The 21,580-nt window shown below is 64.6% G+C and carries 19 protein-coding genes; 11 read left to right on the top strand and 8 right to left on the bottom strand.

What is annotated here, in order from left to right; genetic code table 11:
• Window positions 1-45: 45 nt before the first annotated feature.
• Window positions 46-3,288 carry a serine/threonine-protein kinase gene (locus tag FRC98_RS03430; protein ID WP_146979886.1) on the bottom strand — a complete coding sequence of 1,081 codons (3,243 nt, stop codon included), beginning with the start codon at window positions 3,286-3,288 and terminating at the stop codon, window positions 46-48.
• 205 nt (window positions 3,289-3,493) lie between these two features.
• Between FRC98_RS03430 and FRC98_RS03425 the strand changes: the two genes are divergently transcribed.
• Both FRC98_RS03425 and FRC98_RS03420 read left to right on the top strand, forming a co-directional pair.
• Window positions 3,494-5,104, top strand: a complete 1,611-nt coding sequence (locus tag FRC98_RS03425) for an amidohydrolase family protein (RefSeq protein ID WP_230467226.1) — start codon at window positions 3,494-3,496, stop codon at window positions 5,102-5,104.
• Window positions 5,105-5,152: 48 nt separating this feature from the next.
• Window positions 5,153-5,980, top strand: a complete 828-nt coding sequence (locus FRC98_RS03420) for a hypothetical protein (protein WP_146979884.1) — start codon at window positions 5,153-5,155, stop codon at window positions 5,978-5,980.
• Between the two features lie 11 nt (window positions 5,981-5,991).
• On the opposite strand, the gene FRC98_RS03415 is transcribed toward FRC98_RS03420, so the two are convergent.
• From FRC98_RS03415 to FRC98_RS03405, 3 genes are all read right to left on the bottom strand, one after another.
• Window positions 5,992-7,074, bottom strand: a complete 1,083-nt coding sequence (locus tag FRC98_RS03415) for a S41 family peptidase (protein ID WP_146979883.1) — start codon at window positions 7,072-7,074, stop codon at window positions 5,992-5,994.
• A 47-nt stretch (window positions 7,075-7,121) separates the two neighbouring features.
• Window positions 7,122-8,018, bottom strand: coding sequence for a hypothetical protein (locus FRC98_RS03410; RefSeq protein WP_146979882.1), 897 nt, complete (start codon window positions 8,016-8,018; stop codon window positions 7,122-7,124).
• A 128-nt stretch (window positions 8,019-8,146) separates the two neighbouring features.
• Window positions 8,147-9,046: a hypothetical protein gene (locus tag FRC98_RS03405; protein WP_146979881.1), complete on the bottom strand. Its 900-nt coding sequence runs from the start codon at window positions 9,044-9,046 to the stop codon at window positions 8,147-8,149.
• Between the two features lie 142 nt (window positions 9,047-9,188).
• Here FRC98_RS03405 and rho point away from each other — a divergent pair, with 142 nt between their 5' ends.
• The gene (gene rho / locus FRC98_RS03400) at window positions 9,189-10,136 is read left to right on the top strand and encodes a transcription termination factor Rho (protein WP_146979880.1); all 948 of its coding nucleotides are present in this window, start codon (window positions 9,189-9,191) and stop codon (window positions 10,134-10,136) included.
• A 111-nt stretch (window positions 10,137-10,247) separates the two neighbouring features.
• Here rho and FRC98_RS03395 read toward each other — a convergent pair whose 3' ends face one another.
• Window positions 10,248-11,234, bottom strand: a complete 987-nt coding sequence (locus FRC98_RS03395) for a YheT family hydrolase (RefSeq protein WP_146979879.1) — start codon at window positions 11,232-11,234, stop codon at window positions 10,248-10,250.
• Window positions 11,235-11,379: 145 nt separating this feature from the next.
• On the opposite strand from FRC98_RS03395, the gene FRC98_RS03390 reads away from it, so the two are divergent.
• Entirely contained in the window at window positions 11,380-11,637 is a 258-nt protein-coding gene (locus FRC98_RS03390; RefSeq protein ID WP_146979878.1) for an acyl-CoA-binding protein, read from the top strand.
• A 10-nt stretch (window positions 11,638-11,647) separates the two neighbouring features.
• The gene (locus tag FRC98_RS03385; RefSeq protein WP_230467225.1) at window positions 11,648-12,931 is read left to right on the top strand and encodes an alpha/beta hydrolase family protein; all 1,284 of its coding nucleotides are present in this window, start codon (window positions 11,648-11,650) and stop codon (window positions 12,929-12,931) included.
• Between the two features lie 27 nt (window positions 12,932-12,958).
• Here the strand turns inward: FRC98_RS03385 and FRC98_RS03380 are convergent, their stop codons facing one another.
• On the bottom strand, window positions 12,959-14,173 hold the full coding sequence (locus FRC98_RS03380; RefSeq protein ID WP_230467224.1) for a hypothetical protein: 1,215 nt from the start codon (window positions 14,171-14,173) through the stop codon (window positions 12,959-12,961).
• A 169-nt stretch (window positions 14,174-14,342) separates the two neighbouring features.
• On the opposite strand from FRC98_RS03380, the gene FRC98_RS03375 reads away from it, so the two are divergent.
• Window positions 14,343-15,659 (top strand): lysyl oxidase family protein, encoded by a 1,317-nt coding sequence (locus tag FRC98_RS03375; RefSeq protein ID WP_230467223.1) that lies wholly within the window; start codon window positions 14,343-14,345, stop codon window positions 15,657-15,659.
• A 272-nt stretch (window positions 15,660-15,931) separates the two neighbouring features.
• Complete coding sequence (locus FRC98_RS03370) at window positions 15,932-16,144, top strand: cold-shock protein (protein ID WP_115602922.1); 213 nt, start codon at window positions 15,932-15,934, stop codon at window positions 16,142-16,144.
• 147 nt (window positions 16,145-16,291) lie between these two features.
• Here the strand turns inward: FRC98_RS03370 and FRC98_RS03365 are convergent, their stop codons facing one another.
• Complete coding sequence (locus tag FRC98_RS03365) at window positions 16,292-17,032, bottom strand: CAP domain-containing protein (RefSeq protein ID WP_146979874.1); 741 nt, start codon at window positions 17,030-17,032, stop codon at window positions 16,292-16,294.
• 38 nt (window positions 17,033-17,070) lie between these two features.
• Window positions 17,071-17,277: a cold-shock protein gene (locus FRC98_RS03360; RefSeq protein ID WP_111728389.1), complete on the bottom strand. Its 207-nt coding sequence runs from the start codon at window positions 17,275-17,277 to the stop codon at window positions 17,071-17,073.
• A gap of 519 nt (window positions 17,278-17,796) precedes the next feature.
• Here FRC98_RS03360 and FRC98_RS03355 point away from each other — a divergent pair.
• The 4 genes from FRC98_RS03355 to FRC98_RS21980 all read left to right on the top strand — a co-directional run bounded on the left by FRC98_RS03355 (window position 17,797) and on the right by FRC98_RS21980 (window position 21,460).
• Entirely contained in the window at window positions 17,797-18,117 is a 321-nt protein-coding gene (locus FRC98_RS03355; RefSeq protein ID WP_146979873.1) for a hypothetical protein, read from the top strand.
• A 75-nt stretch (window positions 18,118-18,192) separates the two neighbouring features.
• A complete protein-coding gene (locus FRC98_RS03350; RefSeq protein ID WP_146979872.1) occupies window positions 18,193-18,402 on the top strand; it encodes a hypothetical protein in 210 nt (69 codons plus the stop codon).
• 54 nt (window positions 18,403-18,456) lie between these two features.
• On the top strand, window positions 18,457-19,134 hold the full coding sequence (locus FRC98_RS03345) for a DUF6483 family protein (protein WP_146979871.1): 678 nt from the start codon (window positions 18,457-18,459) through the stop codon (window positions 19,132-19,134).
• A 37-nt stretch (window positions 19,135-19,171) separates the two neighbouring features.
• Window positions 19,172-21,460: an NADP-dependent malic enzyme gene (locus FRC98_RS21980; protein WP_146979870.1), complete on the top strand. Its 2,289-nt coding sequence runs from the start codon at window positions 19,172-19,174 to the stop codon at window positions 21,458-21,460.
• Window positions 21,461-21,580 lie beyond the last annotated feature (120 nt).

Genomic DNA, 21,580 nt, shown 5'->3' with positions numbered 1-21,580 from the left:
CTTCGAGGTGGTTTGGGAGGCGGTGGCCGGCGGCTCAGCGCCGACTTAAAGCCTGGGGAGGAGACCGTGGGCCCCCATTCGGAAGGCCTGATTTCGCCCCCGTTGCAGAAGACGCGCGCCGACCTCGGCCAGCTGCAGCTCGATCATCAGATCGCCGGTGGCCATCAGCAGCTCGGCGCGCTCGACCCTATAATCCTCTCGGGCGTCGAAGGCCAGCGCGACGCGTTCAAGCTGCTCGGCGCCAATCTCCTGCTCGGCGCGGCTGCGCAGAACAAGCCCGCCCAGAAAGAGCGCGATCTTCTCCTCCGAGGCGCGGTGTCCCAGCTGCTGCGCGAGGCGATAAGCCTCCGAGGCGCGCCGGCGTGCGTCCGAGCGGTTGCCGAGGGTGGCCAGCGTCCAGGCCAGCTGAAAGAGCGCCTCAATGGCCACCCAGGCCCGCTCGGATTGCAACGCCAGGTCAAGCGCCTCCAAAAGCGCGTCGCGCGACTCCACCGGACTTCCGATGCGACGCAGGTCGGCGCCGTAGCCGGTAAGCACCTCAGCGCGCAGCCCCTCCTCACCGAGACGGTCGGCCATCTCGATGGCCTGCTGGTAGCTCTTAAGCCCGAGCGCGGACTGCCCGCAGACGATCTGCACGTGGGCGAGGCTGCCCAGCGCGCTGGCCTGACGGTAGCGCACTACGCCGTTGGACGCGCGCTCCACGCAGCGCTGCAACATTTCACTGGCAAGCTCCAGCTTGCCGCGTCCCAGAAGCAATCGCGCATCCAGCGTGAGCAGATCGACGGCGCCGTACTCGGCGACACCCTCCTCGTCGATTCGGGCGCGCCATCTCTCGGCCTGCGCCACGTCGCCGACGTAGAGCATCAACTCGGCGCCGCGAAAAAGCACCTGCCAGCGCAGCCAGCGCGAGTCGCAGGCGCGCGATGCCTCGTCGGCGCGCGAGAGCCAGCGCCGCGCGCTCTCTGTGTCGAAATGCGCGATCGCAAGATTGGCCAGATGCAGGCTCACCAGCGCGCGCTCCGGGCCGGCGGAGAGCGCCTCATCGGCACGCTGAAAGAGCGCGTAGGCCTGCGCACTATCGCCGTCGGCGCGATCTTCTTCGGCGGCCATAATGAAGTAATGCGCGGCCACATCGAGGTTGCCGCCGGCGGCCAGATGATGCGCCGCCTCGGAGGCGCGCGCCGCACCCCGGCGCCAGTCGCGGGTGAGCTGCTGCCCGATGCGCCGGTGCAGCGCCCGGCGCCACTCCGGGCTGATCATGTCAGAGACCGCCTCGCCAAGCTCTTCATGGATCAGGCGCACAAAACGCCCGCCGGCCAGAAGATCGATCTCGACGAGGTTACGCCACAACACCGTCTGCAGCGTGCGCTCGGCCTCCGAGGCGCTCGCCCCACCGGCGACCAGAAGTTTTCGGGCGCTCTCCCAGAGCAGCGGACGCTCCATCAAGGAGAGCAACTCCAGGCACTCCCGACCGGCCGCGCCCACCGCGGTCACGCGTCGCCGCAACGACTCGCGCAAGGATGCGGGAACCCCGCGCGCCTCCACCTCATCGAGGCGCGCAGCCCAGCGCGAGGCGGACTGCCGCCTGAGCAGGCCGGCGTCGATGAGATAGCGGCACAGCTCCTCAACATAGGCCGGCCGACCGCGGGCAGCCCGGTTCACATCTTCGATCCACACATCCGAGAGCCCGCTGATGGCGAGCTGCTCCCCGAAGAAGTCGGCCACGTCTTCGCGCACCACCCCTTCGATGGGCAAAAGCTGCACGCCCTGCCCTTTTTGCAGCCGGGTGCACACCTCCCCCTCGGTGAGCGCGGCGACGATGTCGGGGCGGTTTCGAACTTTCACCGCGCGGAACCAGTCTTCGATCACCTCCAGGCTGGCCTCATCGGCCAGGTGCAGCTCATCGATAAAGAAGACCAGCTGCTGCGGCTTGAGCAACCCTACGGCTTCTTCCAGGGCCGCCCGCATCCAGGCCTGCTCTACAAAGGGCTGCACCCGCTCGCCAGCGGTCACAATGCCCAACGCCGTCATCAGGTGCCGGGCCTGCAACGCCGGGCGGTAGGGCTCAAGCCCCAGCTGATCCTGGCTGAGCGCAAGCTCCATCGTCTGCGTCACCAGATCGGTCAGCAGCGCATAGGCGCCCATGCCCTCATAACAGGTGCTCTCGAGCACCACGTGCCCGCCCAACTTCGAGGACGCCTGCACATCATGAAGCAAGCGCGACTTCCCCGCTCCCTCCGCACCGCGGATCAGGTAGAGCTGGCCCATGGCCTCGCTCTCATTGGTCGAGAGCCACTCCAGCAAAAGATCATCTTCATCGATACGGCGCGCCAGAATCCCGCGCTCAAAGTAGCCGCGAATCACCGGCGTGGCGGCCACATCCAGCGAGTTGGCCATCCGCCCCGCCGACCACTGCTCAAGCACGCCTGTATCCTGCGCCAGAGCCTGCAGCGCCTCGCCAGCGTCGGCATAGTCCACGTCGGGAAGCTGGCGCAAAAGCGCCATCGTAAAGCGGCTCAGCTCCAGCGGAACCTCCGCGTTGAGTCGATGCGGCTCCGGCGGCCGAAAATCCTCCTCGGTAGGCGGCGGATCATCTTTGCTGCGCGGCCCAAAGGGAAGTACCCCGCACAACGCGTAATAAAGCGTCACCCCCAGGCTGTAGAGATCGGAGCGCTGCTCGCCCTTCTCCCCACGAATAACCTCGGGCGCCATGTAGGAGCGCGTGCCCCCGCGCAGCGTGTCGCGCTTGGGATCCATGCTGGAGAGGCCAAAGTCCACCAGCTTGGCCATCGGCAGCGCCGAGGCGTCATCGAGCCAGAGCAACATCACGTTGGCCGGCTTAATATCGCGGTGAATCATGCCCATCGCATGCAGGTAACTTAAGCCCTGCAGAAGTTGCAGGGTGATATCGATGAGCGCCGCAGGCTCCAGCAGCGCGCGCGCATCCTGCAGACTGAACCCGTCGATGTACTCCTCGGCCAGGTACACGCCACCGTCCGGGAGGCTGCCGTAGTCGAAGACCCGCACAAGGTTGGGGTGCGCGAGTTTGGAGAGGATCTCAAACTCACGGCGCAGCATCTTCCCCTGCACGCTGTTGTAGGCATCGGCCGAGAGCACCTTGAGCGCCACCTCGCGCTCGCCCTCACGCAGATCTTCGGCCAGATAGACCGACCCGCCCGCCCCCCGGCCCAGCGGCTTTTTGTAGGCGTAGCGCCCCGCAAACACCTTGGTCGCCGAAGCGCTGCTCTTCTTGCGCTTTCGCGCTCGCTGCTTGTTTTCGATGGCCATCTTCTCTGCCCGGGGTTGCTCGCCAGAGGATCGACCGAGACCGGCCGACACCGCGTCTGCCCAACATGCCACGCGCACCGCAGATCCTCAACCGACTCACCGGTCAGCCCATGCCCCGGCAGGTCGGATTGTGACGAACTGGCGAAGATCGTTTCACCTGGAGGGCGAAGTCGCTACACTGGCGCCGACTTTCACGGGAGAGACCATGCGATCTTCGCGATACCTGTTGCGCTTTAGCCTTGTTTTTGTCGTCGCTCTGAGCGCGGCCTGCTCCAGCGCCGACCCGCCCATCACCACCCCCGACGCCGGCCAACCTGACATCGGCCAGCCTGACGCCGACGTCGGCGAAGATCCCGACACGGATGTCGACGAAGATACCGGCCCGGTCGACGAAGACGCCTCCCAACCTTCTCCTCCCGCCGAAGTTGAGCGCGTGGGCGCCGGTGGCTTTTTGCTCCGCGGCACCGTCCTCACCCTGGACGGTCCCATTGAAGATGGCGAGGTACTGATCGAAGGCGGCGCCATCACCTGCGTCGCCGATGATTGCTCCGGCGAGCCAGGCGCGGCCACGGTCACGGTGATAAACACCCACGGGGTGATCTCACCGGGGCTGGTCGACGCTCATAACCACCTCCCCTACAACTTCCTGATGCCCTGGATCCCCGGCGATGTCGGCTTCTTCGGCAACCGCTACCAGTGGGCCGAAGATCCCGCCTACGAGGCCCACGTCGCGCCTTACGCCAACCGACGCAGCACCGGCACCCACTACTGCCCGGCTGCCAAATGGGGTGAGCTGCGTTCGGTGATTCACGGCACCACCACGGTGATGGGGCAGTCTTTTCAGCAACGCTGCGTCGACTGGGGCACCCGCAACGCCGACCACTACCACGGCCTGGGCTACAACCACATGCGCACCACCATCGGCTCGCCACGCGACATCACCGATGCCGACGCCCAGAGCTACATCGAGAGCTTCAACGACCCGGATGAGCCCAAAACTCGCCTGGCCGTGCATATGGCCGAGGGCATCAGCGGCGACAACATCGAACTCGAATTTAGCTCCTTTGCCGGCCGCGACACCCGCGACAACCGCCACGCCGGCACCTCCCTGCTCTACAATGGCACCGCGATGCTCATTCACTCGGTGGCGCTCACCGACGCCGAGCTTGAAGAAGCCTACATGACGGACTCCAAGATCGTGTGGTCGCCTTCGAGCAACCTCGCACTCTACGGGGTGACCGCCGACATCGAGTCCATCCTCGACTTAGGCATCATCACCGCGCTCGGCCCTGACTGGACCGTCTCCGGGGAGTTCGACATGCTCGCTGAGATGCGCGTGGCTTATCGCTACGGACAGGAGCAAGAGATCGACGCGCTCACCCCACAGCGCATCTGGGAGATGGCCACCTGGGACGGCGCCATCGCCGTGGGCCTGGAGCATAGCGTGGGGCAGCTTGAGCCCGGCTACGCCGCCGACATCGTCGTCTTCGGACGCGAAGGCAACGACCCGTATCGGGCGGTGATCGAGAGTGATGCCGACGACGTGCGCCTGAGCCTCATCGACGGCCAGGTCTACTTCGGCGACGCCGCCCTGCAAGAAGCCGCCGCGCGAAACGAATATTGTGAAACCTTCCCCACCTGCGGCACATCGAAGTTTCTGTGTGTCCAGGACAGCCCCTCGGCCGGCGATCGTCGCGATGAGACTTATGCCGACATCCGCCAGCAACTGATTGACATCCTCGAGGGCACTGGCTACCCGGAGGATGAACAGTACGGTCGCGGCGATGAGCTGCTCGACCTTGTGATTTGCCCCTGACTTTTTGAGCCGAGTGGATGATTCTCGGCCGATGTGAGCCGTAGAATCATGCGAAACGTGTTCCGCCTCAGCGCCGCGCTGCTTTTCTGCGCGGCGCTTCTTGTATCGTCGACTGCCAGCGCCGGTCCCTGGACCAAAGACACTGGTGAGTATTACGTCAAAATTGGCGAATCCGCCTACCAGGCCAACGCCTTTCGCACCCCGGAGGGGTTCCTGGTCACCGGCGTCGACTACTTCAGCGCCACGACCTACCTCTACGCGGAGCTGGGTCTGCTCGATGGGGTGCACCTGCAGAGCTATGTGCCGGTGATGTTCGCTCGAAACCGCTTTGGCACGCAGAGCTACTCCGACTTCGGTCCCGGGGATATGAACCTGGCCCTTCAGGCGTCCCCCCTCGACCTGGGCGTGCCCACGTCGTTGCGTCTGGAGGCCAAACTTCCCCTCTACGGGCGCCCCGATGGTGACCTTACGCCGGCGCGCGGTGACCAGCAGGTGGATCTCACGCTCTGGCTCTCCGCCGGGGGTGGCCTCCATGAGTTGGGCATCTACTTCTACGCCGATATCGGCTACCAGCACCGCAGCTCTTGGACCTTCGACGGCACCGAGGTAGGCGACTTCTCCGATGGCTTCGTCTACCAGGCCCAGGTCGGCTACAACCTCTTCGATACGGCGACGGTGGCGCTGACCTCCTCGGCGGTCTTTCCCCTGAGCGACGATCTTATCTCGAAGAGCTACCTGACGGTGGGTCCCTCGATCTTCTTTCCCATCACCGAGCGCATCGCGCTGGAGGCCGACGGCTACCTCACCCCCTTCTCCCGCAACAGCGCGGCGGGCTGGGCGGTGGGCCTGGGCGTCTCGGTGCGCAGCCCCGACTGAGCCGGCGAGCATCAACGCTGGGGCAGACCCGCCTGCTTTTTGAGGTGCAGGATCGCCTGCTCGAGGATCGCGTCGCGGTTCTCGCTGACGTCTTCCGGCGTATTCTCCACATGGATATGGGGCGGCACGCCGACCCGCTCGTAAAACACCCCGTCAGCGTCGCGCGTCTCCTGCACCGAGATGGTGTAGTGCCAGCCGTTGGGGAGCTCCCGCGGCAGAAACATCGCCAGGCCTCCGCCGCTGTTGGTGCCGATATGCGTGACATGATCGTACTGGCGCAGCGCCAGCGTGAGCCACTCCGCGGCGCTGAAGCTGTAGCGATTGGTCAGCACCACCACCGGACGCGTGAACTGACGCGGCCCCGCCGGCGAGACCTTCCAGACGGTGGGGGACGAGAAGGCGTCATGGCGAGCGCCGTTGCGGGTGCGGGTGACCACAAAGTCGCGGGTATCGGTGGCAAAGCGACTGGCGAAGAAGGTCGTGTTAAACGCCCTGCCCCCGCTGTTGTTACGAAGATCGATCACCAGCCCTTCGGCATCTTTAAAATAGGCGAGGATGTCATCGAGATCTTCGATCCACCCGTGCACATCATCGCCGATGCCTTCGGCGCCGCTTAAGGTCGCCAGATGCACATATCCGATGGAATGACCGGCCCAGCCGTAACGGAAGTTGCCCTCTCCGGCGCTTAGCTCCTTACCCAGAATGTAGCGCCGGTTGATCAGGTTGCGGTCGTAGTTGCGCCGCGAGCCCCGCAGATGAAGATCACTCTGCACCCTCCCCACCTCGCCGGCCGAGACATAGACGTGGCCGTCTTCCAGGTAGCGGATCATTTCGCCAAAGATCTCCAGAAGTTCCTCGTCGGTGGTCTGGGAGTCGACCCTCGGGCGATAGCGCCGGTAGACCTCATCCCAGTCGACGTCCTTATGCACAAAATGCGCATAATGCCGGTCGAAGGACTCCCAGAAGATCTCGAAGTTGCTCTCGGGTGTGTTGGCCGGATCCGGTCCCAGAAAGGCGCCGCAACCGCCGATCACTACCAGCATTGCCAGCAGCGCTCCTCGAAACCACCCGCTCATCCGCGCTCTGATCGTCATCACATCCCCCCGGTTGTCCCTGCCTTTAGCGTCGCGCGTCGTCGGCTCTACCTGTAGAGCAGCCCCACCCCCAGGCTGAAGCGGTGGCTGTAGGTGCGCGTATCCAGGGGAAGTTCATAGCTGAACGCCCCCCCGCGGTAGGCCCCCACCACCCCCAGGTATTTGCCCGGTTTCCACCAGAGCTCGGCGCGGGTCTGCACCATGCGAAAACTTCCCCAGCTCTCAAAACGACCGTCGGTCAACGCGCGCCAGCGCTCCTGGACCAGGCGCACCCGCTCATCACCACGCACCGCGTAGCTGGGTCGCATCACATAGCCTCCGAGAGGCACGTTGATGCCCAGGTGCAGCTCCCCCCAGCCCCCCAACGTCTGGCGAAAACCGGCGGAGGCATCGAGCGAGACAAACGCATCCCAGACCTCCACAGAACCGATCTGCGCCGGGTCGTACTGGTAGGAGCGGTACATCGTCCAGTGGCTTAAACGGGGCCCCAGTTCCAGGCGTCGCCCCCCGCGGTTGAGCAGGGCAAAGCGCCACTGAAAGGACGCGTCCACAAAGCTCGCGTTGGCCCAGTGCCCCTGCCCGTCATCGATGGCCGAGCTGAGCCGACCGCCGTTGAAACCGGGGGTAAAGCCCCCCAGCTCCAGCGCGCGGCTCCAGCGGGAGGCGGTGCGTCCCCAGCGCAAAATCAGCGGGTAAGCCTGCCCGCGGTAGGCCAGCGGGGAACCGGTGGCGTCGCGATTTCCCAGCCGCTCCACCCCGCTGAAGATCAACACCTCTCCGCGGCTCTCTGCGCCGGGCGCCTGGCCAGTGCTTTGCTCGGGCGTTGCGGCGTGGGCCCACCCGGCAACACAAAAACACCCGAGCGCGATCAGCAGCGCCACACCGCTCTGCGCCCACCGGAATCGGCCACACACAGCGGCGCACCAGCCTTTGAGGCTCGCCATCCTTTCCCCCTGGTTTTGCAAATCAGGCCGACCGGGGCCGCGCAGCCGCGCCGCCCCAGGTCTTCGACCACTCTCCTTTTGAAGCTAACCCCCGGCGCCCCCCCGACAATACAGCCGACACTACTGCCTCAACGCAGGTAGGCGCTCAAAAGCCCCTTGAGCGCCTCACCGGTCTCCCGACGCTCAAAGGGAAGCAGGAGCGTCGCGGCCACATCCCGGCCCAGCTCCAGCGCTCTCCATGAGCCGCCCCGGCGAATCCTGGCCATCGGCGGCGGCGCAAGCCCGCTCAGCGCGTCCATCGGGCTTGAGGCCCACTCCACCTGCCCCCGGCCGCTGGCCTGCAGCACCACCGCCAGAAGATCGCAAATGGCCTGGAAGGCCACCGGCTCCACCCAGCCCAGTTCCCCCGGTGAGGCATCGATTAAAAGCGCGCAGAGGCGCTCCAGGCCTTCCACGTTGGGCCCGAGCTCAAGCTGCATCGCCCGGCTCAGCTCCTCCACCAGCCATTTGCTCGGCCAGCCCGGGCGGTCGCCAAAGACCTGGTCGCCCTGGCGCCGGGCGCTGGCCACACACGCCCTCTTCACCATCGTATCAAGCATGCCCTGCGGCCTGCTGAAGCTCAGCCGCCACAACGCGCTCGGATCCCCAACCGACACCCCACCGCTTCGGCGAGCCTCGTTGCGAAAGACGCTGAGCCTCTCGAGCTGCTCGGCGTCAAGCGCCTCATTCACCTCCGCAAAACCCAGCGCCCGCAACCCCGCCTCATCGCTCTCGCTGAGATCCCCGTAGCTGGCCACATCAAAGGAGAGCACCTGTGCCTCCTCCACCTGCTCCAGATACGACGAGGGCGGCATGCTCAGGTGCGCCAGATAGCGCGCCTCCAACAGCCCCCGGATCCCCCGCATCGTCGAGCGGCCCTGGCTCTTCCAGAGCGCAGCCGTCCAGCGCTTGCCCTCCGGCCAGCTCACCGTCAGCAGCGCCGGATGCAGCCCGCCATGTGAATTTTCGTTTTCATTTTCGCGCGCCATGTGCATATTCTCTTGACTATGGAGTCGTGACTTCGTACGCCCGCGCCTGCAGCTCCACTCGTGTTGAGCAGCTTTTCCCAATCATTCGCCGGGCCCACGCACTCTTTCGACCCTTCCTTTAATCTACCCCATCGATGCTGTCATGAGTAGAAATCGCAGCCGCGGTCGTCGCCGCAGCGGCAATCGCCAGAGCTCCAAGCCCAAAGTCGACCTGGCTACGCTGACCGCGAAGCTCTCCGACTACACCCCCATCCAGCCCAAAGAGCGCATCCGGCTGGAGACCGACCGCTACGAATACATCGGGCGGATCATGGACATGTTCACCCCGATCTCTCGGGGCCAGCGTTGCCTGATCACAAGCCCGCCCAAGGCCGGCAAGACCACGATCCTCAAGACGATCGGCAAGGCCGTCCACAAGAACCACCCCGACATCTTCCAACTCGCCGTCCTCATCGACGAGCGCCCCGAAGAGGCCACCGACTTCCGCCGGAAGATGCCCTTCGAGGTGCACGCTTCGACCTCCGACCGCTCCTCAAGCAACCACATCAAGGTGGCCGAGAAGGCGTTTACCATCGCGCTGGAGAAGGTGCTCGAAGGTAAGGATGTGCTCATCCTGCTCGACTCGATCACGCGTCTGGCCCGCGCCTACAACGTCGAGCACACCGGCTCGGGCGGTCGCACGTTGAGCGGTGGCGTCTCCGCCGGCGCGCTCGATATCCCCCGCCAGCTCTTCGGCGCGGCCCGCAACCTGGAGGGCGGCGGAAGCCTCACGATCATCGGCACCGCGCTTATTGAGACCGGAAGCCGCATGGACGAGGTGATCTTCCAGGAGTTCAAAGGCACCGGCAATATGGAGCTTCTCCTCGACGAAGAGCTCGTGCTGCGACGGGTCTTCCCGGCCATCGACATCGCCAGCAGCGGCACCCGCCGCGAAGAGATGATGCTCGATGAGCTCGAGCGCAAGCAGACCCCGCTTCTGCGCCGACGCCTCATGGATCAGAGCCCGGTGGAGGGCATGCAGTGGATGATCAAGCGTCTGCACGACTCCAAGAATAATCAGAACTTCTTGCGCTCCATCCCCCAGCTTTAAACGAGCCGCACAGCCGGCAACATGTTAGCGGAAAGCTCAAAAGCGCGCCCCTGTTCGGGGGCGCGCTTTTGTTGTTGGTGATGATGTCTGACTGCCGGGATTTTTAACAATTTAGCCGAAGCACCAGCTCAAGATCTGCTGCTCCAGCCCCGGCGCGTTGCCAAAGCCCAGGTCGACGTCGGGCCGAAAGAACACATGCCCCCCGCCGGCCACCCAGCGTGCCTCCACGCGCGTGGCCGCAGCCACCAGCGGCCCGCGCAGGGAGTCGGCCGGAATCATCGGATCGCCCGGGCTCGCCACCACCAGCGCCGGCACCTCCAGTGATTTGAGAAGAGGCCCCACCGACTGCGAGCGGTAGTAGTCATCGACATCGCGAAACTTAAAGCGCGGCACCACCGTGAGCTGATCCCACTCGCGGATCGTGGTCGCCAGGCGCACCCGCTCCGGCGGGGTGGGCACCTGGCCGCGCTCGGCGATGCCCGCATACATCTGGTTGAGCCCGCCGAGCAGGTGGCGGCGGTAGATGATGTTCGCAGGCGCATCCAGACAGCGCTGGGTGGCTTCGAGATCCAGGGGCGGGCATACCGCAGCCACGGCCTTAACCTTTGGCCCCAGGCCCTCCGCAGCGGCCTTCAGGCAGACATGCCCGCCCATCGAGTAGCCCAGCAACGCGATGCGCTCAAAACGCTCAAAAAAAGGCTGCTGCAACACCGCGCGAAGATCATCGGTGAGTCCGGCGTGGTGCATATCCTCGCCAAGCCCGTCGGCGCCGCGCATCGCCAGCCGCAGACAGGGAAGCCCGGCCTGGCGAGCGGCGCGCGCCGCCTCCACGCAGTAGCCGCGGTCGACCGAGCCGCCCAGCCCGTGCACCACGATCACCAGGTCGGAGACCCCGGCCACATCGGCAAACATCCCGCTGAGCGTCACCTCGCCATCGCGCCCGTCGTCGACGCGGGTGCGCCAGAGGTTGGCGCGCGGCGCCTTGCGTGGGAGCCAGTCATGGCGCAGCGCCGGGGCGATCGTCTGCAGATGCCCTCCCACGCGCTCGCGCAGCGCCGCACTCCCGGTCCATCGTTTCAGCGGGTTTTGAGTCTTCATCGATCCTGTCCTTAGAGGAAGTCCAAACGCCAGCCCGACACGCGCCCTTCCCTTGTGTGAAGCGCGCTTATGCCTTGCCGCGGTAATCAGCTCTGGTAGTTTGAAGGCTCCTACTACCCCAACCTCCTCCCAGGGTCGAGCCAAGATGAGCCTTCAAAACGACTTCGAATCTGCCACCCGCCGTGTGCAAACGCTGGGCAGCACCCCCGACAACGCCACCCTCCTCGATCTCTATGCCCTCTTTAAGCAGGCCACCGCCGGCGATGTCGAAGGCAAGCAGCCCTCGCGCCTGAAGATCCGCGAGCGGGCCAAGTTCGACGCCTGGGCGCAGAAAAAAGGCATGTCGCAGGATGAGGCCAAAGAGGCCTACATCACGCTCGTCAACTCGCTGGTCAATTCCTGAAGGACGCCCGATGCTCACCCACCACCGGTCACGCCTGGCCGCCGCCTGGCTCGCCAGCCTCCTTCTTGTCGCCTGCGGCGATGATCAGGTCACCGACAGCCCCGACGCCAACGCGCCAGATACCGACGTCCTGGCCGACGCCGACCCCGGAGACACGGACGCGCATGATGCCGGCGACACCGCCGACGCCGACGTCAATCCCCTCGATGAACTTCCCGAGGGCCCCTGGCCCATCGAGGAGCGCGGCCACTTCAACATCGGCTACTCCTACACAAAGATCGCCTACCTCCCCCGCGGCGATGGCGAGGAGGAGCGCGAGATCTTTATCTCCATCTGGTATCCGACGCTCGATACCGAGGGCCACGAGGCGCGCTACCTCAACGCCATCAACGCTCCGGCGGGCGTGCTGCGCGATCCGACCCCGGCCATCGATCAGGCCGAGCCCGCCCCGCTGATGGTCTTCTCCCACGGCAACGGCAGCTTCAGCGTGCAGAGCTACTTTTTTGCCGAATACCTGACCAGTCACGGCTACGTCGTCATCGCGCCGGATCATAAAGGAAACACCTTCAGTGATACCGGCGGTGCGGTGCAGCTGGGGTCCACGGTCTACCGCCCTCAGGACGTCAGCGCGATCCTCGACTGGGTCGAAGCCCTCCCCGAAGATCATGCGCTCTACGGCAAGATCTCGCCATCGAAGATCGCCATCAGCGGCCACAGCCTGGGCGGCTTCACCACCCTGGCCAACACCGGCGCCACGCTGGATATGGAAGCCGTTGACGCCGGCTGCGCCGCGAACACCATCAGCAACCGCATCTGCCAGATCTTCGAAAACGATCAGAACGCCATCTTCGCCGAGGGCTTTCTCGATGATCGTTTTAAGGCCTCCATTCCCATGACCCCGGCCGGCGCCGAGGTGTACGTGCCGGGCACCTCGGCCATCGAGATCCCCACGCTGATGTGGACCGCCGGGCGCGATCTGACGCTCCCCAATGAGGTTGAAGGCGACCCACTCTGGGAGGCGATGCAAGGCTCGCAGCACCGCCGCATCGACATCACCGACGGCGGCCACTTCACCTTCTCGAACCTCTGCGAGCTGCTCGGCGGCGCGGTCGAAGACCTCCAGGACGACGGCTGCAGCCCGACGAACATCGGGTATGAAGAGGCCTACCTGGTGATCAATGCCTACAGCATGGCCTTCTTACGCCTGCACCTCGACGGCGACACCAGCTACGAGGCGATGCTCAACGGCGACGATCCGCTGAGCGACTCACTCGTCTTCGATCGTCACGAGTAAGTCATCCTCCCTGCCCTGGCTCGCCACTCAAAGGCCGGGTTGGGTCGGCGAGCCGGGGTCGACGTCGAGTTGAAAATCGACGGAGATGCCGCGTCCGCCGTTGGCCTGTGGCGAGACAAAACGCACCCAGCACTCCCCCGGGTTTAGCGCCCGCACAAGTTGCACCGAGTTGGCTGTAGGTGCGGTGGGAAACTCGCAGGTCGCCGGCGTCATCACCTGCTTCTGCACCACCGCGTCGCCTCCGCAGAGCGGTGCCTGGCCAAGCGTCGGGCCGAGCTGAAGCTCGTAGTAGCGCCCCTGGACCATGCGATCGACGACAAACCCGCGCTGCCCCTCGTTGGTCACCTCGACGACGCGGGGCTGCGCCCCGTCGACCGCCTCCGGCCCCCCCAGACGAAAGCTCATCAGAGATTGCCCATCGTCATCGTTGAGCGAGATCACGCCGCTCTGCGCCGGCTCCAGGCGAATCTGATGGAGGCTCTCCTCCCCCTCAAAAAGCGCCATCGCCTCGGGCGGATCGACCTCAAAGGCGAACTGACCCGCCCCCCGCAGGAGCTCGCCCTGAGCGTCGAGCTTGCGTTGCTCGATGGTGATGGCGAGCTCGGTGGGATCTTCAAAAACGTACGCGCCGGCATCGGTGGCCGGGCAGCTCCCGTAGCGCCCCTGCGGATCGACGCTGCCGGTGACGCGGCGTAGCTCCACCCGATCGACCTCGCGAACCTCGACCTCGAACGCGTCGACAAAATGATCGTCTGCGGGCGCGTCCTGGTCGCCATCCTCCGAGCTTGTGTCGGCGGGGGGCTCCAGGCCCTCCACATCAAAAGTCAGCTCCACGCGCGCCTGCCCGGGCTCAAGCGCTTTGAGCGTCACGCGCGCCCCGGCCACGCCCATCAGCTCCACCTCCTCAAACCCCACGATCTCCACGGCCCCTTCATCGCCGCTGACCGAGACATCATGGGCGACCAGCGCGCGGTGGTCGGAGTAGCAGCCCACCTCCTCATCGCAGATCTGCTCACCGTTAGTGGGCCCGAGCACGAGGATGGTGGCGTCCCAGCCGGCTGCCAGCGGGGTGTTGAGGTCGACGAAGAGGTGCCCGGCCTCGCTGTTGGGCACCGGCCCCTGCTCTGAGGCCACGCAGCCCGCGGCACATACCAGCGCCAGCGCCGCGCTCAAGGTGCGACCACCCGCAAGCCGGTGCGGCCAGGCGATTCGTCGAGCTTTTCTCTGCAGGTTTTCACGCACGTCACGGACTCCGGGAGACGTCTCAAAATGGAAGGCACGCCGGGATTTCAGGACCAGGCCCTGGCCCCGGGCGACTTTATGTTTACGCTCTACCTCAACGCGATCCAAGAAATCAGGAGGGAGGGCCGAAGCCTTCGGCATCCCCCTCCTGCACACCCAGGGGGCGAATATGAACGCGTCGATCCGAGCCAGGCTCTTCTGCGCAGCGCTCACGCTGGCGCTGTTCACCACGCATTTCAGTGCGTGCACCTCCGGCAGCGTCGAAGACGCCATCACCGCCGCGCCGGTGGCCGACGCGGAAGTTCGGCTCTACGGCTGGCCGCCGCCCGAGTCGACCGGTTACAGCTGGGAGTGGCCCCGCGATCTTCGCCGTGAGCAGCCGGACCACTTCACGCGCAGCGCCGCCGCGCGTTTTAACGGCTCGAACTTCGGCCTGGGCGGCGCTGGCCCCTGCCTGGTCGACCCGGAGTCCACGCTGATCCCGGGCCAGTGGTACCGCGTTCGCGTCGATCATCCCGACTACCGCCCCGGGATCTTCTACCGCTTCCACGACGGCTTTAACGAGACCTGCGCCTTCGACCTCTGCTCCTCGGCAGGCATCGAGAGCGCCGAGGGGCCCTGCAGAAGAGAGGACTTCGCGCTCTGGCCGCGTGAAGGCGACTACCAGCTCTTGCCGGACATCATCGTCGATGTGCGGGAGTTTGAAGACAACCTCTGGCAATGCGCCCTGATGCCCTCAGGCCCTCCGATTTTCGGGCTGCGCGTGGGCTCGAGCACCGCCAACGTGGGCACCGGCCCCCTGCATCTGGAGGGGCGAGGCTTTGGCGTGGAGGATGACCCGGAGCTTGCGCAGGTGGTTCAGAAGATCGATCGCAACCAGGGAGGCCAGGACGAGGTCGACCTGGGACAGGACACCTTTGAGCTTCATCCGGGTCATAACCACATCCATTTTAAAGACTGGCTGGAGCTCAACCTGATCGAGCCCACCGCCGAGTGCGACACCCCTGGCGAGCGGCCGGAGAGCTGCAAACTGGCCAGCGGCACCAAGCTCTCGTTCTGCATCATGGATCTGGAGCCCTTCGACGCCGAGATCCGTGAGCATTATGAGGGCCATCAGCGCTACCCCGAGCCCCCCACCTGCGACAGCGTGGAGCAGGGGCTCTCCCCGGGCTGGAAAGACGTCTACCACGCCCTGCTCGAAGGTCAGGTCATCATCGTCGGCGATGCCGAGGCGATGGAGGCGCTTCCCACCGCTGTCATTGTCGAGGCCAGCGTCGATCCACGAGGAAAACTCACCGAACTCGACACCACAAACAACCGCGCCAGCCAGCGCCTGACTCGCCCCCTGGATCTGCCCGCGCTCTGCAATTCCCCGAGAAGTCGCATTGACTGCAGCGGTCCGGAGTCTAGCTTTGACGACGAAGAGCAGGAGATGTGTCCGGACTACCTGCGCTTCATTGACAACCTGACGGTGCGTCGCCCCTGACACCCTGACCTCTTCTGAGGTTCGTCCTTGCCTTTCCCTCCGGCTTCACGTAGGAAGGCCCAGACGGTGGTGTCTCCTCGGAGTTACTCTTGTTCGTAGCTTCGCCCCTCCCCTGGAGGGATGTGTCATCGCTTTTATTGCGGTGTCCACGGCTCATCGTCGCTCGATTCATACCCACAGCCCACATCTTTAGATGGGCACGCGTTGCCAGGGGTAGCGCGACAGGTGGCGACCTCCCAAACTTTGAGGCCACCACCACAGGAGAAAGCAACATGGCACAACGTCTCGTCGGTTCAGTGAAGTGGTTCAGCGAACAAAAAGGCTTTGGCTTCATCAGCCAGCCCAATGGTGAAGATGTGTTCTGTCACTTCAGCGCCATCCAGAGCTCGGGATTCAAGACCCTGCGTGAAGACCAGCAGGTGGAGTTCGAAGTCGAGCAAGGCCCCAAAGGCCTGCAGGCTGTGAACGTCATCCCCCTTGACTGATCCGGCTTAGAAAGTATCGGTCTATCAACCGCGGAGCTTCGGCCCCGCGGTTTTTTTTTGGTGTATCGACCACACGTCGATAATTATTATTATGTAAATTACACGCAGCATATTTTCGATCCCACGCCAGTCCCCCCCTGCTGGTCTTCAGGGCAACGCGATAAAAAGCGCCGTTTTAAAATACCCCTTCCCGCTGGCCACAACTCCCACGCCATAATGGGTCACCTCCTCGCGCAGCACGTTCTCGCGATGCCCCTGCGAATCCATCCACCCCCGGTGCGCGTGTGCCACGGTGGGCGCCAGCCCGATATTCTCAGCCGCCGCGCGGTAGCTCAGCCCCACGGCGTCCATGCGGTCAAAGGGGCTCTGGCCCCGGGGGCTGATGTGGGAGAAGTAGTCGCGATCGCGCATGTCGGCGCTGTGCTGCCGGCCCAGGACCACCAGGCGCATATCGCAGGTGAGCTCGCTGATCCCCCGTTGGCGTCGCTCGCAGTTGGCCAGGCGAAAGAGCGCCGTCTCATAGTCGTCGCCACAGCGATCGCCGCGATCGGCGACGACCGACGACCAGCTTGAGACCTCCCCGCCCTCCACCACCTCCACCCCGAGATCATCGACGCGGATATCGTCTGCGCCGCAGCGCACGTGCCGGGAGCTCTCTGCCCACTCCCAATCCCCATCGGCGACCGCCCCGCCCAGGCCTCCCTCCACTTCCACATAACGCAGGGTAGGCTCGGCTCCCCCTCCCGCGGCACATCCCATCGATCCCCCGAGCATGCTGGCTGCTCCGACGCCCCCGACCACCCCGAGCATGGTGAACCTTTTGAACATCCCGACCACCGCGCGCGCGTCCATCGCCACCTCCTGGAGAAAATAAAAAAACCCCGACATCTCGCGACGCCGGGGTTTGGTTCTAAGTCGTGGAGACCTTAGTCAAGCGGCACAACGTTGACCGCCTGGAGACCCTTGGGGCCCTGCTCAACTTCAAACTCAACGCGCTGATCTTCGCGAAGGGTCTTGAAGCCCGAGGACTGAATCGCGCTGAAGTGGCAGAAAACATCTTCGCCATCAGGCTGGGTGAGGAAACCGTAGCCCTTGTCCGCATTGAACCACTTGACCGTACCTTGAATCTTCATTGCCTTACTCCTGAAACATGATCTGCGCTGCCTTTGACCGTCGCCTGACAAAGACAACCCGGGACCTCCCCGGTCCTAACTAACCCACCACGCACCATGCCGTGGCGGGAAAATCCGAACGACGCCCCCGGTGGGGGTACTACGCGTCGACGACGTGGATCTCGAGCGACCGGCGAGCGCCTTACATGCCCTCACCTCAAAACAAAAATCGCTCTGGTGTTCATACCAACAGCCCCCTTGAAACCCTCCCCCTGCTGTCAGACCTCGACGTCACGCCGGGGCTCCGAAAGCTCGGTAAGAACTCGCGTAAGCAAATTGCCATGAACGTGATGGAGTATGACACCTCCAACGCGAACTTTCAACGTCTTCTGTTGACGCAGCGCGTCGTGCGATCTTACCGCCAGGTCAGGCCCATCGGGCCGTCGGATATGTTGGTTGTTCATACCCGTAAAATTGCCTACATGTCGAGTTCCTTTCCCCGAGGCCATCGTCGCCTCCCCCTGGTGTCCCGAGGGTGCCGTGCAAAGCTCCAAGCTCATCGTTGTCGCAATCGCCCTGATCATCGTCGGTGGTGTCGCCGCCTGGTCCTACGTCAACTTCGTGGAGAGCCCTCCCTACGATCCGGAGGTCGCCCACGAGTTCGCCCACTACTTTGAGCGCCGTTGTGTGGGGCAACACGATGAGAGCGTGTGCGCCGACGCCATCGGAAGCCACCACCGCCCTTGCTTCAATGAGGCGATGGTGATGAACGAGGCCGGTGATTTCGCCGTCGATCACGATCGCGAGGTCTACATGACCTGCATGCGCGCGGCGTTGCCGCAGCCTGCCGCAACGCCCTGAGCTGTCGGCGGGCATCGTGGTGCTTATCACTCTGTGATTGCAGTCTCCTACAAACCTCATGCAAAGGAGCGCACCATGAAACGACGCCTCAGCCGTGAACAACTCATCATCATGCTCGACGAGCTCGACCGCGGGGAGCTGGAGCCGGGAGAAGTTCAACGCCTGGTGAACAGCCTGGAGCTCTCCATGAGCGACGCCGAAGCGCTCACCATCATCGAGGACGATGAGCTGAGCGCTGGCGAGGTCGCCGACCAACTTCTGGGCTACGACCCGCGCGAGAGCTAAGCCTCACGCTGACCTCCGGCGTCGCATCCGCCCTCTGCGTTTTGATCCTCACTTATGATCGTAAAAAATGAACATCTGATGCGCGCGCTGGAGGCCCTCTCCAGAACCTACAAACGCGTCGCCGGGGCTCGCAGTGAGACCACCGACGATGCGATGGCGCTGGCGGCGCTCGACCAGACGCTGGCCGAGCATCTGCACACGCGCCAGGAGCTCTTGCATACCCTGGCGTATGAGGATCTTCGGGCGCTGGATGCGCCCCTTCTGGCCTCACTGGGGCGGCTTTTTACGTTGCGCGCCGCCATGCTCCACGATCTGGGTCAGGAGGGGGCCGCGGCGCATAGCGCGGGGCTGGCGTTCTGCGCGCTGCGGCAGACCCTGCGTGAGCGCCTCACCGACGAAGATCGCTACGCGGCCCACCATCTGCACCGGCTGCTCGTTCATCCGGTCGCCGCCCTGGCGTTGACGCCCCGGGAGGTGGCCGGCGCCTACGCCGAGCTCTTCGACTTCTATGCGGAGCACCGCATCGACGATCGGGCCGAAGACACCCTCTTTCACGCCCTCCATCTTCTGGCCGACTCCCCCACGGAGCGCGCTCGCCTTGGCCAACGCGCTCGAAGCTATTATCAACGTCTGCGGACGCTCGACGACACCGAGCTGCGGCGCCGCGGCCTCTCCCGCTTCGACGTCACCCAGGCGCTGGCCGATCTCGAAGAGCTTCTGGCCGACACCTGACCCGCCTTGCCATCCCCCCTCCCGGAGTACCTCAGCCATGACCGTCAACTCCAAGCACGACGGCCCCATCCGCCGCAAAGACGCCCTCGATTACCACGAGTTTCCCCGTCCCGGTAAGGTCGAGGTCCTCCCCACCAAACCCCTCTCCACGCAGCGCGATCTGGCGCTGGCCTACAGCCCCGGGGTGGCCGAGCCCTGCCGCGAGATCGCTGCCGATCCGCAGGCGGCCTTTCGCTACACCAATCGCAAAAACCTGGTGGGCATCATCACCAACGGCACCGCCACCCTGGGGTTGGGCGATATCGGCGCGCTGGCCAGCAAACCGGTGATGGAGGGCAAAGCTGTGCTCTTTAAGGTTCTGGCCGGCATTGATGCGTTCGATATTGAGCTCGACGAGCGCGACCCGGACGCGTTTGCGCGCTGCGTTAAGGCGTTGGAACCTACCTTCGGGGGTATCAACCTCGAAGATATTGCCGCGCCGCATTGCTTTGCCATCGAGGAGCGCCTGCGCGATGAGCTCGACATCCCGGTCTTTCACGACGACCAGCACGGCACGGCGATCATCACCGGTGCGGCGCTGATCAACGCGCTGGCGCTGCAGAAAAAAGAGATCGAAGAGGTGCGCGTGGTCTTCGCCGGCGCCGGAGCCGGCGCGGTGGCCTGCGCGCGCCTTTACGAGTCGCTCGGGGTGAGACACGAGCACATCACCATGGTCGACATTCACGGCGTCATCTATCAGGGGCGCGAGATCGCTATGGATCCCTACAAGGGACACTTCGCTCATGAGACCGACCGACGCACCCTGGCCGAAGCCATAGACGGGGCCGACGTGTTTGTCGGGCTGGCCGCCGGGGGCATCGTCTCACGCGAGATGGTCGCCTCAATGGCCGAACGCCCCATCATCTTTGCGCTGGCCAACCCCGACCCGGAGATCGCCTATCCCGACGTGATGGCGGTGCGCGACGACGCAATCATGGCCACCGGGCGCAGCGACTACCCCAATCAGGTCAACAACGTGCTGGGCTTTCCCTTCATCTTCCGGGGCGCGCTCGATGTGGGGGCGCGGCGCATCACCGAGTCGATGAAGTTGGCCGCCGTGCATGCGCTGGCCGCCCTTGCGCGCGAAGAAGTCCCGGAGGTGGTCTCAGAAGCCTACGATGAGAGCCATATTCGTTTTGGGCCCGAGTACATCATCCCCAAACCCTTCGACCCCCGCGTGCTGCTGCGCCTCTCGCCAGCCATCGCGGAGGCGGCGATGGCCGAAGGCGTCGCGCGCCAGACGCTCGACCTGCCTGCGTATGTCGAGGAGCTTGAGCGTCTCCAGGGCGTCTCCAAGGGGCTGATGCGGCGGTTGATCAACGTTGCCAAGCGCGAGCCTAAACGCATCGTCTTCCCCGAAGGGACCGAGGATAAGATCATCAAGGCGGCGCAGATTCTCGTCGACGAAGGCATCGCCTGCCCGATCCTTCTGGGGCCGGTAGACGTCATCCGCCAGCGGGCCCGGGATCTCGATATCGACCTCACCGGCATTGAACTTCTCGACAATGAGCGCGACCCGCGTTTTGAGGAGTTGGCCCACGTGTATTACCGGATGCGCCAGCGCAAAGGCGTGACGATCGCAGATGCGCGCAACCACCTGCGCAGCCCGGAGCCTTACGCGATGCTGCTGGTGCACGAGGGGCTGGCCGATGGGGTCGTCTCCGGGGTGACGCGGCCTTACCGCGAGTCACTCAAGCCCGCGCTGCAGATCATCGGCGTCGATGAGCGCCAGAGTCGCGTTGCGGGCATGCACGTGGTCGTCACGCGGCGCGGCGTCAAACTCTTTGCCGACACCACGGTCAACATCGATCCCGACGCCGATACCCTTGCCGACATCGCCATCGCCACCGCCGACGCCGCGCGCCTCTTCGACCTGGAGCCGCGCGTCGCGATGCTCAGCTACACCAACTTCGGGGCGAGCCGCCATGCGGACGCCAGCCGCGTGGCCGAGGCGACACGGATCATCAAGAAGCGTCGCCCCGAGCTCAACGTCGATGGCGAGATGCAGCTGGAGTTTGCCACCGAGGCGGAGCTGCGCGCCGATAAGTTTGCGTTCTCCACGCTGGAGGGGGAAGCCAACGTCTTGATCTTCCCGGACCTCAACGCGGGTAACATCGGCTACAAGCTCCTCAACCAACTCGGTGGTGCGGAGGTGATCGGCCCCATTTTGCTGGGGATGCGCCGTCCGGTGAACGTGCTGCAGTTCGCGTGCTCGGTCCCCTCGATTGTGCATCTGGCGGTGGTGACCTGCCTGCATGCCCAGCAGCTCGACCGGGAACGCGGGTAAGACTGACGTGCTTACATGTGTGTGAGAGTAAAAGCCCCGGCGAGCCATGATGGCGCGCCGGGGCTTTTGCACGTCGGGTCGCCGGGTGTGTGTGACGCAGAGGGGCGAGCCCTTTGTTTT

This window comes from Lujinxingia vulgaris (genome assembly GCF_007997015.1).
Classification (GTDB): Bacteria; Myxococcota_A; Bradymonadia; order Bradymonadales; family Bradymonadaceae; genus Lujinxingia; species Lujinxingia vulgaris.
The sequence above is the reverse complement of the archived record's forward strand: the minus strand, read 5'-3'. Positions and strand labels throughout refer to the sequence as shown.

Coding starts and splice junctions, on each gene's coding strand:
- FRC98_RS03430 (WP_146979886.1), bottom strand. CDS start 3,288: ATGGCCATCGAAAACAAGCAGCGAGCGCGAAAGCGCAAGAAGAGCAGC.
- FRC98_RS03425 (WP_230467226.1), top strand. CDS start 3,494: ATGCGATCTTCGCGATACCTGTTGCGCTTTAGCCTTGTTTTTGTCGTC.
- FRC98_RS03420 (WP_146979884.1), top strand. CDS start 5,153: ATGCGAAACGTGTTCCGCCTCAGCGCCGCGCTGCTTTTCTGCGCGGCG.
- FRC98_RS03415 (WP_146979883.1), bottom strand. CDS start 7,074: ATGACGATCAGAGCGCGGATGAGCGGGTGGTTTCGAGGAGCGCTGCTG.
- FRC98_RS03410 (WP_146979882.1), bottom strand. CDS start 8,018: ATGGCGAGCCTCAAAGGCTGGTGCGCCGCTGTGTGTGGCCGATTCCGG.
- FRC98_RS03405 (WP_146979881.1), bottom strand. CDS start 9,046: ATGGCGCGCGAAAATGAAAACGAAAATTCACATGGCGGGCTGCATCCG.
- rho (WP_146979880.1), top strand. CDS start 9,189: ATGAGTAGAAATCGCAGCCGCGGTCGTCGCCGCAGCGGCAATCGCCAG.
- FRC98_RS03395 (WP_146979879.1), bottom strand. CDS start 11,234: ATGAAGACTCAAAACCCGCTGAAACGATGGACCGGGAGTGCGGCGCTG.
- FRC98_RS03390 (WP_146979878.1), top strand. CDS start 11,380: ATGAGCCTTCAAAACGACTTCGAATCTGCCACCCGCCGTGTGCAAACG.
- FRC98_RS03385 (WP_230467225.1), top strand. CDS start 11,648: ATGCTCACCCACCACCGGTCACGCCTGGCCGCCGCCTGGCTCGCCAGC.
- FRC98_RS03375 (WP_230467223.1), top strand. CDS start 14,343: ATGAACGCGTCGATCCGAGCCAGGCTCTTCTGCGCAGCGCTCACGCTG.
- FRC98_RS03370 (WP_115602922.1), top strand. CDS start 15,932: ATGGCACAACGTCTCGTCGGTTCAGTGAAGTGGTTCAGCGAACAAAAA.
- FRC98_RS03365 (WP_146979874.1), bottom strand. CDS start 17,032: ATGTCGGGGTTTTTTTATTTTCTCCAGGAGGTGGCGATGGACGCGCGC.
- FRC98_RS03360 (WP_111728389.1), bottom strand. CDS start 17,277: ATGAAGATTCAAGGTACGGTCAAGTGGTTCAATGCGGACAAGGGCTAC.
- FRC98_RS03350 (WP_146979872.1), top strand. CDS start 18,193: ATGAAACGACGCCTCAGCCGTGAACAACTCATCATCATGCTCGACGAG.
- FRC98_RS03345 (WP_146979871.1), top strand. CDS start 18,457: ATGATCGTAAAAAATGAACATCTGATGCGCGCGCTGGAGGCCCTCTCC.
- FRC98_RS21980 (WP_146979870.1), top strand. CDS start 19,172: ATGACCGTCAACTCCAAGCACGACGGCCCCATCCGCCGCAAAGACGCC.